Annotated in this window: 13 protein-coding genes; 3 read left to right on the forward strand and 10 right to left on the reverse strand. The window is 72.6% G+C overall.

What is annotated here, in order from left to right:
* Positions 1-62 precede the first annotated feature (62 nt).
* From ACIOC0_RS27580 to ACIOC0_RS27600, 5 genes are all read right to left on the reverse strand, one after another.
* Positions 63-1,583, reverse strand: coding sequence for an aldehyde dehydrogenase family protein (locus tag ACIOC0_RS27580; protein WP_402158382.1), 1,521 nt, complete (start codon positions 1,581-1,583; stop codon positions 63-65).
* 233 nt (positions 1,584-1,816) lie between these two features.
* A complete protein-coding gene (locus ACIOC0_RS27585; protein ID WP_351095315.1) occupies positions 1,817-2,806 on the reverse strand; it encodes a malate dehydrogenase in 990 nt (329 codons plus the stop codon).
* A 1,100-nt stretch (positions 2,807-3,906) separates the two neighbouring features.
* Positions 3,907-4,803, reverse strand: a complete 897-nt coding sequence (locus ACIOC0_RS27590; RefSeq protein ID WP_402158385.1) for a helix-turn-helix domain-containing protein — start codon at positions 4,801-4,803, stop codon at positions 3,907-3,909.
* Between the two features lie 87 nt (positions 4,804-4,890).
* Complete coding sequence (locus ACIOC0_RS27595) at positions 4,891-5,445, reverse strand: DUF3017 domain-containing protein (protein WP_402158387.1); 555 nt, start codon at positions 5,443-5,445, stop codon at positions 4,891-4,893.
* Positions 5,435-6,289 (reverse strand): bifunctional methylenetetrahydrofolate dehydrogenase/methenyltetrahydrofolate cyclohydrolase, encoded by an 855-nt coding sequence (locus ACIOC0_RS27600; RefSeq protein WP_130441231.1) that lies wholly within the window; start codon positions 6,287-6,289, stop codon positions 5,435-5,437. Before ACIOC0_RS27600 ends, ACIOC0_RS27595 begins: the two co-directional genes overlap by 11 nt.
* 248 nt (positions 6,290-6,537) lie before the next feature.
* Here ACIOC0_RS27600 and ACIOC0_RS27605 point away from each other — a divergent pair, with 248 nt between their 5' ends.
* On the forward strand, positions 6,538-7,185 hold the full coding sequence (locus ACIOC0_RS27605; protein ID WP_402158389.1) for an RDD family protein: 648 nt from the start codon (positions 6,538-6,540) through the stop codon (positions 7,183-7,185).
* Between the two features lie 90 nt (positions 7,186-7,275).
* Here ACIOC0_RS27605 and purH read toward each other — a convergent pair whose 3' ends face one another.
* Together purH and purN are read right to left on the reverse strand one after the other, a co-directional pair.
* Positions 7,276-8,859: a bifunctional phosphoribosylaminoimidazolecarboxamide formyltransferase/IMP cyclohydrolase gene (gene purH / locus ACIOC0_RS27610; protein WP_402158391.1), complete on the reverse strand. Its 1,584-nt coding sequence runs from the start codon at positions 8,857-8,859 to the stop codon at positions 7,276-7,278.
* Positions 8,856-9,494, reverse strand: coding sequence for a phosphoribosylglycinamide formyltransferase (gene purN / locus ACIOC0_RS27615; protein ID WP_402158393.1), 639 nt, complete (start codon positions 9,492-9,494; stop codon positions 8,856-8,858). Before purN ends, purH begins: the two co-directional genes overlap by 4 nt.
* 339 nt (positions 9,495-9,833) lie before the next feature.
* Here purN and ACIOC0_RS27620 point away from each other — a divergent pair, with 339 nt between their 5' ends.
* Positions 9,834-10,604 carry a hypothetical protein gene (locus ACIOC0_RS27620; protein ID WP_402158395.1) on the forward strand — a complete coding sequence of 257 codons (771 nt, stop codon included), beginning with the start codon at positions 9,834-9,836 and terminating at the stop codon, positions 10,602-10,604.
* Positions 10,605-10,838: 234 nt separating this feature from the next.
* Here the strand turns inward: ACIOC0_RS27620 and ACIOC0_RS27625 are convergent, their stop codons facing one another.
* On the reverse strand, positions 10,839-12,284 hold the full coding sequence (locus tag ACIOC0_RS27625; protein ID WP_402158397.1) for a DUF6350 family protein: 1,446 nt from the start codon (positions 12,282-12,284) through the stop codon (positions 10,839-10,841).
* 96 nt (positions 12,285-12,380) lie between these two features.
* Between ACIOC0_RS27625 and ACIOC0_RS27630 the strand changes: the two genes are divergently transcribed.
* Complete coding sequence (locus ACIOC0_RS27630) at positions 12,381-13,523, forward strand: helix-turn-helix domain-containing protein (protein ID WP_402158404.1); 1,143 nt, start codon at positions 12,381-12,383, stop codon at positions 13,521-13,523.
* Between the two features lie 142 nt (positions 13,524-13,665).
* Here the strand turns inward: ACIOC0_RS27630 and sucD are convergent, their stop codons facing one another.
* Together sucD and sucC are read right to left on the reverse strand one after the other, a co-directional pair.
* The gene (gene sucD / locus ACIOC0_RS27635) at positions 13,666-14,550 is read right to left on the reverse strand and encodes a succinate--CoA ligase subunit alpha (RefSeq protein WP_130441219.1); all 885 of its coding nucleotides are present in this window, start codon (positions 14,548-14,550) and stop codon (positions 13,666-13,668) included.
* Positions 14,551-14,569: 19 nt separating this feature from the next.
* On the reverse strand, positions 14,570-15,748 hold the full coding sequence (gene sucC, locus ACIOC0_RS27640; RefSeq protein ID WP_402158406.1) for an ADP-forming succinate--CoA ligase subunit beta: 1,179 nt from the start codon (positions 15,746-15,748) through the stop codon (positions 14,570-14,572).
* Positions 15,749-15,930 lie beyond the last annotated feature (182 nt).

Below are 15,930 nucleotides of genomic sequence, written 5' to 3' on the forward strand. Positions count from 1 at the left end.
TGGGAGGGGTGAGGGAAGACCAGAGGACGCCCCCGGCGGGCGTGTTGGAGGGGTGCTTCGGCTCAGCCGGCGAACCAGCGGACGGGCTTGGGCGCGAGGTTCTGGTAGACGTGCTTGGTCTCGCGGTACTCGGCGAGTCCGGCGGGGCCGAGTTCGCGGCCGACACCGCTCTTGCCGAAGCCGCCCCATTCCGCCTGCGGCAGGTAGGGGTGGAAGTCGTTGATCCAGACGGTGCCGTGGCGCAGCCGGGCGGCGACGCGGCGGGCGCGGCCGGCGTCGGCGGTCCAGACGCCGCCCGCGAGGCCGTACTCGGTGTCGTTGGCGAGGGCGACGGCCTCGTCCTCGGTGCGGAAGGTCTCCACGGTGACGACGGGTCCGAAGACCTCCTCGCGGACGACCCTCATCTCCCGGTGGCAGTGGTCGAGGACGGTCGGCTCGTAGAAGTAGCCGTTCTCGGGCCGCTCGGGCGAGGGGTCGGGGCGCCGGCCGCCGGAGCGCAGCACCGCGCCCTCCTTGAGGGCCGACTCGACGTAGTCCTCGACCTTGGCGCGCTGCTGCTCGGAGACGAGGGGGCCGCACTCGACGCCGCCCTCGGTGCCGCGGCCGAGGCGGATCTTCCCGGCGCGGCGGGCGAGTTCGTCGACGAAGCGGTCGCGGACGGACTCCTCGACGATGAGCCGGGCGCCGGCCGAGCAGACCTGGCCGCTGTGGATGAAGGCCGCGTTGAGGGCCTGGTCGACGGCCGTGTCGAAGCCCTCCTCCGTGGCGCAGGCGTCGGCGAAGACGACGTTGGGGTTCTTGCCGCCGAGTTCGAGGGCGACCTTCTTGACGGTGGGGGCGGCGGCCTGCGCGACCTTGGTGCCGCTGACCAGACCGCCGGTGAAGGAGACCAGGTCGACGTCGGGGTGTTCGGAGAGCCGGGCGCCGACGGTGTGGCCGGGGCCGGTGACGATGTTGGCGACGCCGGCGGGCAGTCCGGCCTCGGCGAGCAGCTCGATGAGCGCGACGGTGGTCAGCGGCGTGATCTCGCTCGGCTTGACCACGAAGGTGTCGCCGGCGGCCAGAGCCGGCGCGATCTTCCAACTGGCCTGCAGCAGGGGGTAGTTCCAGGGAGTGATCAGTGCGCAGACGCCTATCGGCTCGTGTACGACGACGCTGTGGATGTCGGGCGAGCCCGCGTCGACGACCCGGCCGGGGGCCTCGGCGGCGACGAGGTCGGCGAAGTAGCGGAAGGCGTCGGCGACGCAGTCGATGTCGACACGGCCTTCCTCGACGGTCTTGCCCGCGTCACGGCTCTCCATGAGGCCGAGCCGCTCGCGGTCCCGGGTGAGGAGGTCGGCGACGCGGCGCAGCAGGGCCGCGCGCTCCGCGGCCGGGGTGTGCGGCCAGGGGCCGTGGTCGAAGGCCTTGCGGGCGGCGGCGACCGCGAGATCGGTGTCCTTCTCGTCACCCTCCGCGATCACGGCGAAGGGCAGGGCGTCCGCGGGGTCGAGGATCTCGCGCGTGGCGCCGGAGACGGCTTCACGCCACTCCCCGTCCACGTGGATGGTCTTCTGCGCCTGGAGTTCTGTGTTGTCCGCCATGATCGGGATAGCCTTCCGTTCCTGTTCACTGCCCGTGCGTCACACACGTGTCACTCACTGGGACCGTGACCGCATGCCCCGGCCCTGCGATTGCATGCGCAATCCATGGCCGAAAGTGGGCCGTGTCACTGAAGATCCACAGGAAACGGTACAAATCGTACACATGAACGCGACGATCCCCGGGTGGAAGGGCTCCACCCGGGGATCGTCAGGACAGTTGAGACTCAGGAAGCTCAGATGAGGCCGAGGGCGCGGACCGCCTCGCGCTCCTCCTCCAGCTCCTTCACGGAGGCGTCGATGCGGGCGCGGGAGAACTCGTTGATCTCCAGGCCCTGGACGATCTCGTACTTGCCGTCCTTGACGGTGACCGGGAAGGAGGAGATCAGGCCCTGCGGGACGCCGTAGGAGCCGTCCGACGGGATGCCCATGGAGGCCCAGTCGCCGTCCGCGGTGCCGTTGACCCACGTGTACACGTGGTCGATGGCGGCGTTGGCGGCGGAGGCGGCCGACGAGGCGCCACGGGCCTCGATGATGGCGGCGCCGCGCTTGGCGACGGTCGGGATGAAGTCCTCGGCCAGCCACTTCTCGTCGTTCACGACCTCGGCGGCGTTCTTGCCGGCGACCGTGGCGTGGAAGATGTCCGGGTACTGGGTGGCGGAGTGGTTGCCCCAGATGGTCAGGCGCTTGATGTCGGCGACCGTGGAGCCCGTCTTCTTCGCGAGCTGGGTCAGCGCGCGGTTGTGGTCGAGGCGGGTCATCGCGGTGAAGCGCTCGGCCGGTACGTCCGGCGCGGCGGCCTGGGCGATCAGCGCGTTGGTGTTCGCCGGGTTGCCGACGACGAGGACCTTGACGTCGTCCGCGGCGTGGTCGTTGATGGCCTTGCCCTGCGGCTTGAAGATGCCGCCGTTGGCCTCGAGCAGGTCGCCGCGCTCCATGCCCTTGGTGCGGGGGCGGGCGCCGACGAGGAGGGCGACGTTGGCGCCGTCGAAGGCGACGTTCGGGTCGTCCGTGATCTCGATGCCCTGGAGCAGCGGGAACGCGCAGTCGTCCAGCTCCATGGCCGTGCCCTCGGCGGCCTTGAGCGCCGGGGTGATCTCCAGCAGGCGCAGCTTGACCGGCACGTCCGCGCCGAGCAGCTGGCCGGAGGCGATGCGGAAGAGCAGGGCGTAACCGATCTGGCCGGCCGCGCCGGTGACGGTGACGTTCACGGGAGTGCGGGTCATGGCGTTCTCCGTATGACAGCTGGCGGTGGGGCGTCCCTGCCCCGGGTGGGACGTACAGATGATCGATCTCTTGATACCAAGAGATCGACCAGCGGTCAGGCTATCGCGCCTCCAGGATCCCAGGCCGCCGGGGCGGTGTGGCCCAGGCCACAGCCGGTGGGGGCGAGCGGATCTGCCCGGGGCTGCTTGGAGCATGGCCGGGACCGGGCCGGGGCCTCCGGATGACCGGGCCGGGGCCTCCGCGGGACCAGGCCGGGGCCTGCACCGCCGGCACCATGGCGGCGGTGACCGTGGCCGAACAGGGTGCGAACGCGGGGGTCTGCGCGAAGGGGCTGGCGGGGGGGCTCGCCGAGGAACAGGGGCTCGTCCACGTCGTGGGCTGTGAGGACCCGGCAGGGATCCACCAGGGGCCGCTCGGGGACCGGGTCGGCATCCGCCCAGCACTGCTGGGGACCGGGTGGGGGCCGCCACCCAGGGCCGCTCGGAGCCGGGCGGGGTCCGCACATAGCCGCTCGGAGATGGGGTCCGACCAGGGCCGCTCGGGGACGGGCGGGGTCCGCACATAGCCGCTCGGGGATGGGGTCCGACCAGCGCCGCTCGGAGCCGGACGGGGCCCGCACATAGCCGCTCGGGGATGGGGTCCGACCAGCGCCGCTCGGGGACGGGCGGGGCCCGCCTATAGCCACTCGGGGATGGGGTCCGACCAGCGCCGCTCGGGGACGGGCGGGGTCCGCACATAGCCGCTCGGGGATGGGGTCCGACCAGCGCCGCTCGGGGACGGGCGGGACCTGCCCGGAGCCGCTCGGAGACCGGGGCGGGTCCGTCCAGGACCGCTCGGAGATCGGGGCGGGAGCCGCCCAGGTTCGCTCGGAGATCGGGCCGTGATTCGCCCGGGGCTGCTCAAGGACTTGGCCGGTGCGGGTCGGGGGTGCGAAGCGGCGGCCGCCGGTTCGGGAGAGGGAAGGGGCGGCCGCCGGAGGAGGTGCCGGGGGGCCGGACTCCCGTGGGGGTACGGTTCGCGTGCCCAGCGGCGGGCCGGATATGCCTCCGGCGGGCGGGTTTTTCGCCGGCTTCACTCGGGTGGAGTACGGGGGTTGCGGTTACTGCGGCGTGCAGCCCTCGTGGCCCGAGGCGAGTACGGCGCACGCACGGATCTCGGCCGGGTTCTTCACGGCGACCATCGGGGTGTACGCGACGGTCTCGCCGACGGCCGTGACGCGTCCGGTGTACCGGATGGCGCCGGCGGTCACCCGCACCTCGTCGCCCGCGACCGCCGGGGTGATCCTCCCCCAGGCCGCGCCGCAGGTCCGGCTGTAGCGGACCTCCAGCAGCACGGCGCCCACGGTGACACTCCTCGCCGTGGCCGCCGACTCCCCGCCGCAGCCCACCTTCTCCGCGTCCCTGCCCGTGCAGCCGGCTCCGAAGCAGAGCCCGCCGGGCGGGAGGGGCCCGCCGGGCGTGGGGGACGGCGAAGAGGACGCGGCGACGGTCCGGCCCTTCGCCGGGGAGTCGGCGTCGGCGTGGGTGAGGAGGAACGCCCCCACCGCGACGCCCACGACGCCGACCGCGCCGACGAGGACCATGACCGTGCCGGGCCGCCTCGGGGCCGGGACGGGAGCAGTGGCGCGAGCCGGAGGGGGGCGCTCCAGGACGGGGTGGTGGGTGATCGTGGGGGTCCGCGCCCGGGACAGGCGGACGGCCTCCGAGGCGGCGTCGTCCCGCAGTTCCGCCCGGCTCCAGGCCCGCTCGGCCGACTCCCACAGCGGTATCAGAGCGGCCGGGTCCGCGCCGGTGACCTCTGCCAGGGCGATGACCGCGCCCTTCGGCGCGAGGAGCCGCCCGTCCAGGTACCGCTCCCAAGCCGCCACGCCGTAGCCGGTGCGGTCGGCGAGGGTGGCGACGCCGAGGCCGGCGTGGTCCACGAGCCGTCGTAGCCGACGGGCCAACTCCTCGATCCGCGGGTCGAGTTCGTCCGGGAGGTCCCTCCAGCGAGCCATCGGCCCCCCTCCCTCCGCCGTGAACCCTTATCCGCTTATTGACCGTTTCGACCGTCGGCCGTTCGACCACGGTAGCGCTCGGACGGGCTAGTTGCTCACGGTGAAGTGCAAGGTGTCACCCAGGAACGGGATCTGGAGCCAAGGGCGGGGCTGCGCCATCAGCGCCAGCAGGACGATCGTCACACCCAGCACGCCGTACGTCGCGACGTCGGTGAAGCGCGAACGGACGGCCAGCATGCCGACGTTGAGCCTGAGCCAGCGCAGCACCGCGCCGGTGAGCAGCCCCGCGCCGATCAGGATGGTGCCGATCCTGAACACGTCGAACGCGGTGAGCAGCAGGCCGAGCGCGACGAGGCCCAGGACCACGAGCATCGGCCACTGCCGCGCCGGCGCCGGGGCGTCACGGGGCGCGGCCCGGCCGCCGCCCTCGGGGCGCGCGGTGTCCCGGGTGAACAGCGGGAAGCGGCGCGTGCTGCGGCGCGGGACGCCCTCGGCGTCGGGCGCGCTGACCGGGTCGCGGGCGACGGGTTCCTCGAACGCCTCGTCACGGGCGCTCCGGGCGTTCGTCGTGTTCGCCGTGTGCTCCTCGACGTTCTCGGCGGCGTCGGGGGTCTCGGGCTTCCGCGCGCTGTCAGCCGGCACTGCGCTCGGCCGCCTCGACCACGTTGACGAGCAGTTGCGCGCGGGTCATCGGGCCCACTCCGCCCGGGTTGGGGGAGATCCAGCCGGCGACCTCGCGGACGTCCGGGTGGACGTCGCCCACGATCCGCCCCTCGGCGTTGCGGGAGACGCCGACGTCGAGGACGGCCGCGCCCGGCTTGACGTCCTCGGGCCGGACCAGGTGGGCGGAACCGGCGGCGGCGACGATGATGTCCGCGCGCTTGAGGTGCGCCGACAGGTCCCGCGTGCCCGTGTGGCACTGCGTGACCGTGGCGTTCTCGCTGCGCCGGGTCAGCAGCAGCGGCATGGGACGGCCGATGGTGACCCCGCGGCCGACGATCACGACCTCGGCGCCCTTGATCTCGACGCCGTGCCGGCGCAGCAGCGTGAGGATGCCGTTGGGCGTGCAGGGCAGCGGCGCGGGCTCGTTGAGGACGAGACGGCCGAGGTTCATCGGGTGCAGGCCGTCGGCGTCCTTGGCCGGGTCCATGAGTTCGAGGATGCGGTTCTCGTCGATGCCCCGGGGCAGCGGAAGCTGCACGATGTAACCGGTGCAGGCGGGGTCCTCGTTCAGCTCGCGGACGACCGCCTCGATCTCCTCCTGCGTGGCCGTGCCGGGCAGCTCACGCTGGATGGAGGCGATGCCGACCTCGGCGCAGTCGCGGTGCTTGCCTGCGACGTACTTCTGGCTGCCGGGGTCGTCCCCGACGAGGATCGTGCCGAGGCCGGGCGTGACGCCCTTGCCCTTCAGCGCCGCCACGCGGGCGGTCAGATCCGACTTGATCTCGGCTGCGGTGGCCTTGCCATCGAGAAGCTGGGCGGTCATACGCCCATCCTCCCGGATGACCGGACCCCGGTTCCAATCAGGGTCGCCCGGGCCGCCCCCTCGGCCCCGTCCTGACCACTGAGGTTGCACTTGCACAACAGCCGTATATCCGACTGGACAATCACTCGTCCGGCACATGACGATGAACGGCGCATCACTGCGGTCCGGCAGGGGGACGAACCGCTCAAGCTCACACGTTCCTCCGCGGCATCGCCACGTCCCCGCAAACGCAACGGAGGAAAACGGTCATGAGCTTCGGTCAGCCCGGGGGCAACCCCTACGGGGAACAGCCGCCGAGCTTCGGTCAGCCCGGCGCCAACCCTTACGGGGAGCAGCAGCCCCCGCAGCAGCCCGGCTACCCGGCCTACCCGCAGGCCCCCCAGGGCGTCCCGCCGCAGCAGGGCTACGGCTACCCCCAGCAGCCGGGTTATCCGCAGCAGGGCTACAACTACCCGCAGCAGCCGGGCTACGGCTACGGCGCCGGGCCCCAACTCGCCCACTGGGGCCTGCGGCTCGGGGCGACGCTTCTCGACGGCCTGATCATCATGGGCCCGATGTACCTGCTGATCGGCATCGGGGGCGCCATGGGCTCCGACTCGGCGGCGGCGGGCATCCTGTCCCTGGTCGGTGCTCTGTACGCCTTGGGCATGGGCATCTACCAGATCCACCAGGAGGGCACGACCGGCCAGACCATCGGCAAGAAGGCCGTCGGCACGCGCCTGCTGCGCGAGGCGGACGGCAACACGGTCGGCTTCGGCATGGCCTTCGTCCGCCGCCTGGCGCACATCCTCGACGGCCTGCCCTGCTACCTCGGCTACCTGTGGCCGCTGTGGGACGCCAAGAAGCAGACGTTCGCCGACAAGGTGTGCTCGACCCTGGTGGTCCGCGCCCGGTAGTCGATGCCGGCACTCCTGCCGAGACGCCTGTGAGAGGGCCCGCCGACCGTCACTCCGGTCGGCGGGCCCTCTCATCGCGTCAGCAGCGGCTCAGTGGAAGAAGTGCCGCGTCCCGGTGAAGTACATCGTCACGCCGGCCTTGCGCGCGGCCTCGACGACCTGCTCGTCGCGGACCGAACCGCCGGGCTGCACCACGGCCTTCACCCCGGCCTCGGTGAGGATCTCCAGCCCGTCCGGGAAGGGGAAGAACGCGTCGGAGGCGGCGTACGCCCCCCGCGCGCGCTCCGCGCCCGCCCGCTCGACCGCGAGTTTCGCGGAGTCGACCCGGTTGACCTGGCCCATGCCGACGCCGACGGAGGCGCCGTCCTTGGCGAGCAGGATGGCGTTGGACTTCACGGCCCGGCAGGCCCGCCAGGCGAAGGCGAGCTCCTGGAGCTCCTGCTCGCCGAGCGCCTCGCCGGTCGCCAGCGTCCACCGGGCCGGGTCGTCGCCGTCGGCCTGCAGCCGGTCCGTCACCTGGAGCAGCGCGCCGCCGTCGACGGGCTTGACCTCGACGGGGGCGGAGGGCGCGCCGGGAGCCTTCAGCACCCGGATGTTCTTCTTCTTCGCGAGAGCCTCCAGCGCGCCGTCCTCGTAGTCCGGCGCGACGATGACCTCGGTGAAGATCTCGGCGACCTGCTCCGCCATCTCCTTGCTGACGGGCCGGTTGACGGCGATGACCCCGCCGAAGGCCGACAGCGGGTCGCACGCGTGCGCCTTGCGGTGCGCCTCGGCGACGTCCGCGCCGACCGCGATGCCGCACGGGTTGGCGTGCTTGATGATCGCGACGGCGGGCTCGTCGTGGTCGTACGCGGCACGGCGGGCGGCGTCCGTGTCCGTGTAGTTGTTGTACGACATCTCCTTGCCGTGCAACTGCTCGGCCTCGGCGAGGCCGCCGCCGGTGCCGTCGACGTAGAGGGCGGCGGGCTGGTGCGGGTTCTCGCCGTAGCGCAGGGTGTTCTTGCGCTCCCAGGTCGCGCCGAGGAAGTCGGGGAAGCGCGACTCGTCCACGGGCGCGTACGACGAGGCGAACCAGGAGGCGACCGCCACGTCGTAGGCGGCGGTGTGCTGGAAGGCCTCTGCGGCGAGCCGCTTGCGGGTGGCGAGGTCGAAGCCGCCCGAGCCGACCGCGGCGAGGACGTCGCCGTAGCGCTCCGGGCTGGTGACGACGGCCACGGAGGGGTGGTTCTTCGCGGCGGCGCGCACCATGGACGGCCCGCCGATGTCGATCTGCTCCACGCACTCATCGGGCGAGGCGCCGGAGGCGACGGTCTCGCGGAACGGGTAGAGGTTCACGACGACGAGGTCGAACGGCTCGACGCCGAGCTCCTCCAGCTGCGCCCGGTGCTCGGGGAGCCGCAGGTCGGCGAGGATGCCGGCGTGGACCTTCGGGTGGAGGGTCTTGACCCGGCCGTCGAGGCACTCGGGGAAGCCGGTGAGCTCCTCGACCTTGGTGACGGGGACGCCGGCGGCGGCGATACGGGCGGCGGTGGAGCCGGTGGAGACGAGCGCGACGCCGGCCTCGTGCAGCCCGAGGGCGAGCTCCTCGAGCCCGGTCTTGTCGTAGAGGCTGACGAGCGCGCGACGGATGCCCCGCTTGCCGCTCTCGGCCGTGACAGTGCTGTCGGCGGTCACTGGATAACTACCTTTCGTCCCTCAATGCGATAGCCGTTGCGGGCGAGCCGCCCCACGACCTCGACGAGCAGCCTTCGCTCGACTTCCTTGATGCGCTCGTGCAGCGCGCTCTCGTCGTCCTCGTCCCGGACCTCGACCACGCCCTGGGCGATGATCGGGCCGGTGTCGACGCCGTCGTCGACGAAGTGGACGGTGCAGCCGGTGACCCTGGCGCCGTACGCGAGCGCGTCACGGACGCCGTGGGCGCCGGGAAAACTGGGCAGGAGGGCCGGGTGGGTGTTGACGAACCGCCCCCCGAACCGCGCCAGGAACTCCTTGCCCACGATCTTCATGAACCCGGCCGAGACGACGAGGTCGGGCTCGTACGCGGCGACGGCCTCGGCGAGGGCGGCGTCCCACTCCTCGCGCGTGCCGTAGTCCTTCACCTTCCGCACGAAGGTGGGGATCCCGGCCCGCTCGGCCCGCGCGAGCCCTTCGACGCCCTCGCGGTCGGCGCCGACGGCCACGATCTCGGCCCCGTAGGCCTCCGCGCCGGCGGCGGCGATCTCGTCGAGCAGCGCCTGGAGGTTCGTTCCGGATCCGGAGACCAGCACGACGAGGCGCTTGGCCGGCTCGGCCACGGGCTTGGCGGCCACGGCGGGGCCCTTTCTCGGGAGAGCGTTTGTAGGGTCGTACGAATGCTTCGCGCCCCGGGATACGGGGAAGTCTACGAAGCGGCCGACCGCCAGCAACGATACCGGCACACCGCACGGCCCCCTCGGGACGGGGGCGGGGCCGACAGGTAGCGTCAGGGCGAGCGGGCTCGGGAACGCGACCGCCGTGCGGCACGTTCTCCAAGTGACCGCGGACAGCGGTGGTCGATCCCACAGACATCCGTAAGCAGCCGCACACCGTCGAAACACAGTCGAATCCGAGACCGAATGCGAGACCGACTCGATCTCGGTCGTGATCACCTAGGGGAAGACGCTCACTTGATGCCGGACCGCAGTCTGCGACTCCTCACGCTCCCCCCGCAGTCACCGCAGAGAGGGGAGCGCGGCGTCGTGCTGCTGCGAGAGCGCCCCACGCCCCCGCCCGACGCGCCGTCCGACACCGGCGGCGCGCCCCAGGACGACAACCCCTTCGCCCCGCCGCCGGAGGGCGCCCCCGACCGCCCCTGGCAGCCCCGTCACCCCGCCCCGGGCGACGACTCCGACGACTCCGACGGCTCCCGCGGTTCGTCGGGCTCCCCCTGGGGCAGCCAGTGGAGCGACCGCCAGCCCGGCCGCGCCCCCGGCGGCTTCGGTGAGCGACCCGGCGGCGGCGAGGGCGGCCCCGGCGGCCAGCAGCAGCCCGGCCCGCGCTGGGACCCGGCGGACCCCTCCCAGCGCCGCGCGCGGTACGCGCTGCTGTGCGGGATGTGGGCCTTCTTCTTCGCCCTCTTCGGCTGGCCGTACGTCGCCCTGCTGCTCGGAGCGCTCGCCCTGCACTGGGGCATCAGCGCCCTGCGCGCCAAGCCGCGCACCCCCGACCCGACGGCCCCCCAGCCCCCCGAGCCCGCCGGCCGCCCCCAGCGGACCGCCGCGATCAGCGGCCTGGTCACAGCGGGCCTGGCCCTGGCCCTGGTGGCCGTCACCTTCACCGCGCAACTGGTCTACCGCGACTACTACACGTGCACGAACGACGCCTTGACGAACGAGGCGAAGCAGACCTGCAGCAAGCTGCTGCCGGAACAGCTGCGAGAGGTACTGGGGGCGAACGCGTAGCGGTACCTCCAGCCCGTCCGTGGGCTCTGTCCAGCCCGTCCGGGGGACCACCCTCTGGGGAGTTTGAGGGCGAGGCCCGTCCAGGGCCGAGGCGGGGGGTCCGGGAGCGGCGGATTGTGTCAGCCCGTCCGGCGTTTGAGGACGAGGCCCGTCCAGGGCCGAAGCGGGGGGGGTCCGGGGGCGGCGGCCCCCGGGGTCGGGACGGGAAGGGGCGGCGGGGGCGCCCCTCGACGGTCACAACCCCACCCCACCCTCCTCCACGAAGTCATAGAGGTCGTCATCCGCGACGCCCTCCCCCACCTCCTCCACCGCGGCCTCCGCCCCCCGCCGCATCCCCCGCACCAGCACCCCCACAGGCACCCCCACCCCCACAACCCAGAGAACCACCGCACCCCCCACCTCCCACCACACCGGCCCGAACCGAGCCAACGTCCCCACCCCCAACGGCCCCCCGGCCAATCCCGCCAGCAAGGCGAACCCCACCCCACACACCACCCCGGACCACACCACCACCCCCACAGTCCTCCCGAAACCCCAACGCTCGGCACCACCGTCGCCGGCCTCCCCCCGAGCCGCCCGCCCCACAACCCACCCCACCAACCCCGCAGCCACCCCCGGCACCACCCCGGCAACCCAGTTCACCCAACTCCCCGCCCCCGCCGAGGGCACCGCCGCCAGCAGCGGAAACGGCGGCAGCAAGGGCGCCGGCGCCGACCCCAGCGGCCCCACCACGTGCCCCGCCCCCAATACGAACCCGGGCCCCAGCGCATACCCCGCCCCCCACACAGCCGCGTTGGGCACCAGCGCCACGCACAGCAACAACACCGCGAACCGCCCGGACCACCCCTCCGTGAGCTGCACGAACGCCCCCCGCGCAGCCCCGAGATGCCACAGCGACGACACCACCACCAACAGGGCCCCACCCCCCACCAGCACGGCCGCCCCGAGCCCCGCCGCCCGCAGCGCGACGCGCCCCCCACCGGCCCCGGCCGCCCCGCCCTCGGCCGCCCCGCCCTGGTCCGCGCGGAACAGCCACCGCGCCCCCACGACCCCCCGCAGCACCCGCTCCACCGGCGCCCACGGCCGGCCGTACCCGGTCCACACCCCCACCCCCGCCGCCCCCGCCACCAGCGCGGGCAGGCACACCGCCGTCCACCCCCACGACGGCCGCAGCCCCCCGCCCGCCGCATACACCACGGCGCACGCACCCACCGCGAGATACCCGGCGACGACCCCCGCCCACGCCGTCCGTGGACTCACCAGCGGCACGCTCCCGGTCAGCCCCGCCCCGCCTCCGCCCCCACCGCCGCCGTCCACCGCGTCCCGCGCCGCGCGGTGCACCAGCCACACCGGCAGCGCCAGCAGCAGCAGCGGCGTGACCCCCATCGGCGCCGGCACCCCGGACAACGTCTCGGTGCGCACCAGCTCGGCCCCGTGGGCCAGCACCCACAGCGAGGCCGCAACGCGCAGCGCGCTCCCCGGCCCGCTGTCGGGATACGGCGAACTGATCCACAGCATCGTCACGAGCACGGCGAGCGCGCCGAGCCCCAGCCCGGCGGCCAGAGCTCCGCCCAGCAGCCCGGCGCCCAGGCCCGCGGGCGAACGGTCGAGCAGCCAAGTGCGCAGAAGCGACGGCGACGGCAACGGTCGGCGAAGGGGCTTTCGGATCACGCCCGTCATGGTCCCAACGACACGCGCCTTCCCGTCGTAATAGGCGAACTGCCGTTGTGTCGCTCAATATACGTTTATGTACTTTTTTGGACGGAGGGGCGACCGGTGACGACACAGAGCCCTGGCACCCCGCTCCCCCCGCCCAAGGAACGCCGACGCCTGCGCGAGCGCGCCTCGCTGACACAGGCTCAGCTCGCCGCCCGACTGGGCGTCAGCCGGGAGACGGTGCGCGCGTGGGAAACCGGCCGTACGACTCCCCAAGGCCGCGGCGGAGAGGCGTACGCGAAACTCCTCGCCACGCTCGACGATCCGCCGACGCCCACCCCGGAGCCCGCCCGCAGACCACGGCCGAACGCACGGACAACGAGACCGGGCCCGGAAGACCGGACGCCCGCGAACTCCACCGCGGCCCGCTCCTCCGCCGACTCGTCCGCCATGGACTCCCCCGCCGCCGCCCAGACCCCCGCTCAGGCCTTCGACGCCCTCTACGCCCACTGCGCCCCCGCCCTCATCCGGCAGGCCTACCTCCTCACCGGCCGCCGCGAACTCGCCCGCGAGTCGGTCGAACAGGCTTTCCAGACCGCATGGCATCGCTGGCCCGAGGTGGCCGTCGACCCCGACCCCGCGGGCTGGGTGCGGGCGACGGCCCACGAGTACGCCCTCTCTCCCTGGCACCAGTTCCGTCCCCGGTTCCGCAACCCCGAGCCTCCGCCCGCCATCCCGGCCGACCGCGCGCTGATGGACGTACTGCTGTCCCTCCCGCCGTCCTACCGCCGCACCCTGCTGCTGTACGACGGGATCGGCCTCGGGCTGCCGGAGACCGCGGCGGAGACGGAGGCCAGTACGCCCGCCACCGCGAGCCGTCTGCTGCACGCCCGCGAGGCGGTCGTCGCGCGCCTGCCCGACCTGGCGGCCCCCGGACTGCTGCACCGGCGGCTGGCGGAGGTGGCGTCCGCGGAGCGCCTGCGCGCCGCCAGACCCGCCGTCGTCCGCATGGGCGGCGAACGCCGGGCCCGGCTGTGGACGAGGGCGGCGATCACCTTCACGGTCGCCCTGATCAGCGTGACCGTCCTGGCCCTGTACACGGCCCCGACCCGCTACCAGCCGCCGGTTCCCCCAGGTCGGACGGTCCCCGGAGTCCCCCCGAGAGCGGCGCCCGGCCCGCTGTCCCACACGGAGCTGGCCCTGAGGGCCAAACTCAGAGCACTGCCCCACGGCCCCCAGAGACTGACCCCGGAACTGCGGTAGCTCCCCCGGCGCCGGGCGCCCTCCGAGCGAGCCGCCGCCGTGGCCCGCGCCGAAAACGCCGACGGGCCCGCCCCCCACAGGGGAACGGGCCCGCTCACGCTGAAATCTCGCGATTCAGCTCGGCAACCGGTCTCAGCCGGTCTCAGCCGGCGAGGATCTCCCGCGCCAGCTTCGCCGTCTCGGTGGGCGTCTTGCCCACCTTGACGCCGGCGGCCTCGAGGGCCTCCTTCTTCGCCTGGGCGGTGCCGGAGGAGCCGGAGACGATGGCGCCGGCGTGGCCCATCGTCTTGCCCTCGGGCGCGGTGAAGCCCGCGACGTAGCCGACGACCGGCTTCTTCACGTTCTCCGCGATGTAGGCCGCGGCACGCTCCTCGGCGTCGCCGCCGATCTCGCCGATCATCACGATCAGGTCGGTGTCGGGGTCGGCCTCGAACGCGGCGAGCGCGTCGATGTGGGTCGTGCCGATGACCGGGTCGCCACCGATGCCGACAGCCGACGAGAAGCCGATGTCCCGCAGCTCGTACATCATCTGGTACGTCAGCGTGCCGGACTTCGACACCAGGCCGATACGGCCCGGCTTGGTGATGTCGCCCGGGATGATGCCGGCGTTCGACTGACCGGGGGTGATCAGACCGGGGCAGTTCGGGCCGATGATGCGGGTCTTGTTGCCCTTCTCGACCGCGTAGGCGTAGAACGCGGCGGAGTCGTGCACCGCGATGCCCTCGGTGATGACGACCGCAAGGGGGATCTCCGCGTCGATCGCCTCGACGACGGCGGCCTTGGCGAAGGCCGGCGGGACGAAGAGGACGGACACGTTCGCGCCCGTCTTCTCGATCGCCTCGGCGACCGTGCCGAAGACCGGGATCTCGGTGCCGTCGATGTCGACCGACTGGCCCGCCTTGCGCGGGTTCACGCCACCGACGATGTTGGTGCCGTCGGCCAGCATGAGCTTGGTGTGCTTCATGCCCGTGGCACCGGTCATGCCCTGGACGATGACCTTGCTGTCCTTGTTGAGGAAGATAGCCATGGCTGTGTGTCCTCGTCCCTTACTTCGCAGCCGCGAGCTCGGCGGCCTTGTCGGCCGCGCCGTCCATGGTGTCCACGCGCTGCACCAGCGGGTGGTTGGCGTCGGAGAGGATCTTGCGACCCAGCTCGGCGTTGTTGCCGTCGAGACGGACGACCAGCGGCTTGGTGACGTCCTCGCCCCTGTCCTTGAGCAGCTGCAGCGCCTGGACGATGCCGTTGGCGACCTCGTCGCAGGCGGTGATGCCGCCGAAGACGTTGACGAAGACCGACTTCACGTCCGGGTCGCCCAGGATGATCTCCAGGCCGTTCGCCATGACGGCGGCGGAGGCGCCGCCACCGATGTCGAGGAAGTTGGCCGGCTTCACGCCGCCGTGCTTCTCACCGGCGTACGCGACGACGTCCAGGGTGCTCATGACGAGACCCGCGCCGTTGCCGATGATGCCGACCTCGCCGTCGAGCTTGACGTAGTTGAGGTTCTTCTCCTTGGCCGCGGCCTCGAGCGGGTTCGCCGACGCCTTGTCGTGGAGCTCCTCGAAGTCGGGGTGACGGAACTCGGCGTTCTCGTCCAGCGTCACCTTGCCGTCGAGGGCGATGACGTCACCGGAGGCGACCTTGGCCAGCGGGTTGACCTCGACGAGGAGCGCGTCCTCGGCGACGAAGGTCTTCCACAGGGTGACCAGGACGTCGGCGACCTTGTCGGCGACCTCGGCCGGGAAGTTCGCCGCCTCGACGATCTCGCGGGCCTTCGCCTCGGTCACGCCCTCGTTGGCGTCGATCGGCGTCTTGGCGACGGCCTCCGGACGGGTGGCCGCCACCTCCTCGATCTCCACGCCGCCCTCGACGGAGGCGATGGAGAGGAAGGTGCGGTTGGCACGGTCGAGGAGGAAGGAGACGTAGTACTCCTCCACGATCTCCGGGGCCGTCTCGGCGATCATCACCTTGTGGACCGTGTGGCCCTTGATGTCCATGCCGAGGATGTCCGTCGCGCGGGCGACGGCCTCGTCCGGGGATGCGGCCAGCTTGACGCCGCCGGCCTTGCCGCGACCACCGACCTTCACCTGCGCCTTGACGACGGACTTGCCGCCCAGACGCTCCGTGATCTCGCGCGCCGCCTCAGGCGTGTCGATGACTTCACCGGCCAGCACCGGTACATCGTGCTTGGCGAAGAGGTCCCTCGCCTGGTACTCGAACAGGTCCACGCGCTTCCGTCCCTATCAGTGATCGCGGTTCGTTGGATGCGTGGGCGTGCCGCGAAGGGCAACGTGACGACGTCCGCTGTGTCACAAGGGAAGCGCACACGGTGTCCGAGCGCGCGGCATGTCCGTCTCGCAGGTTATCTCTGCTTCCGGGGGGCCTCTAAATCGCGGGTCACACCTGAGCG

It is taken from the genome of Streptomyces sp. NPDC088254 (assembly GCF_044740925.1).
Taxonomy (GTDB): domain Bacteria; phylum Actinomycetota; class Actinomycetes; order Streptomycetales; family Streptomycetaceae; genus Streptomyces.

What these genes read in the sequence shown, in the direction of transcription:
- sucD (WP_130441219.1), bottom strand. Translation starts at nt 14,550, where the DNA reads ATGGCTATCTTCCTCAACAAGGACAGCAAGGTCATCGTCCAGGGCATG.
- ACIOC0_RS27605 (WP_402158389.1), top strand. Translation starts at nt 6,538, where the DNA reads ATGAGCTTCGGTCAGCCCGGGGGCAACCCCTACGGGGAACAGCCGCCG.
- ACIOC0_RS27620 (WP_402158395.1), top strand. Translation starts at nt 9,834, where the DNA reads ATGCCGGACCGCAGTCTGCGACTCCTCACGCTCCCCCCGCAGTCACCG.
- ACIOC0_RS27580 (WP_402158382.1), bottom strand. Translation starts at nt 1,583, where the DNA reads ATGGCGGACAACACAGAACTCCAGGCGCAGAAGACCATCCACGTGGAC.
- ACIOC0_RS27590 (WP_402158385.1), bottom strand. Translation starts at nt 4,803, where the DNA reads ATGGCTCGCTGGAGGGACCTCCCGGACGAACTCGACCCGCGGATCGAG.
- ACIOC0_RS27600 (WP_130441231.1), bottom strand. Translation starts at nt 6,289, where the DNA reads ATGACCGCCCAGCTTCTCGATGGCAAGGCCACCGCAGCCGAGATCAAG.
- ACIOC0_RS27625 (WP_402158397.1), bottom strand. Translation starts at nt 12,284, where the DNA reads ATGACGGGCGTGATCCGAAAGCCCCTTCGCCGACCGTTGCCGTCGCCG.
- ACIOC0_RS27585 (WP_351095315.1), bottom strand. Translation starts at nt 2,806, where the DNA reads ATGACCCGCACTCCCGTGAACGTCACCGTCACCGGCGCGGCCGGCCAG.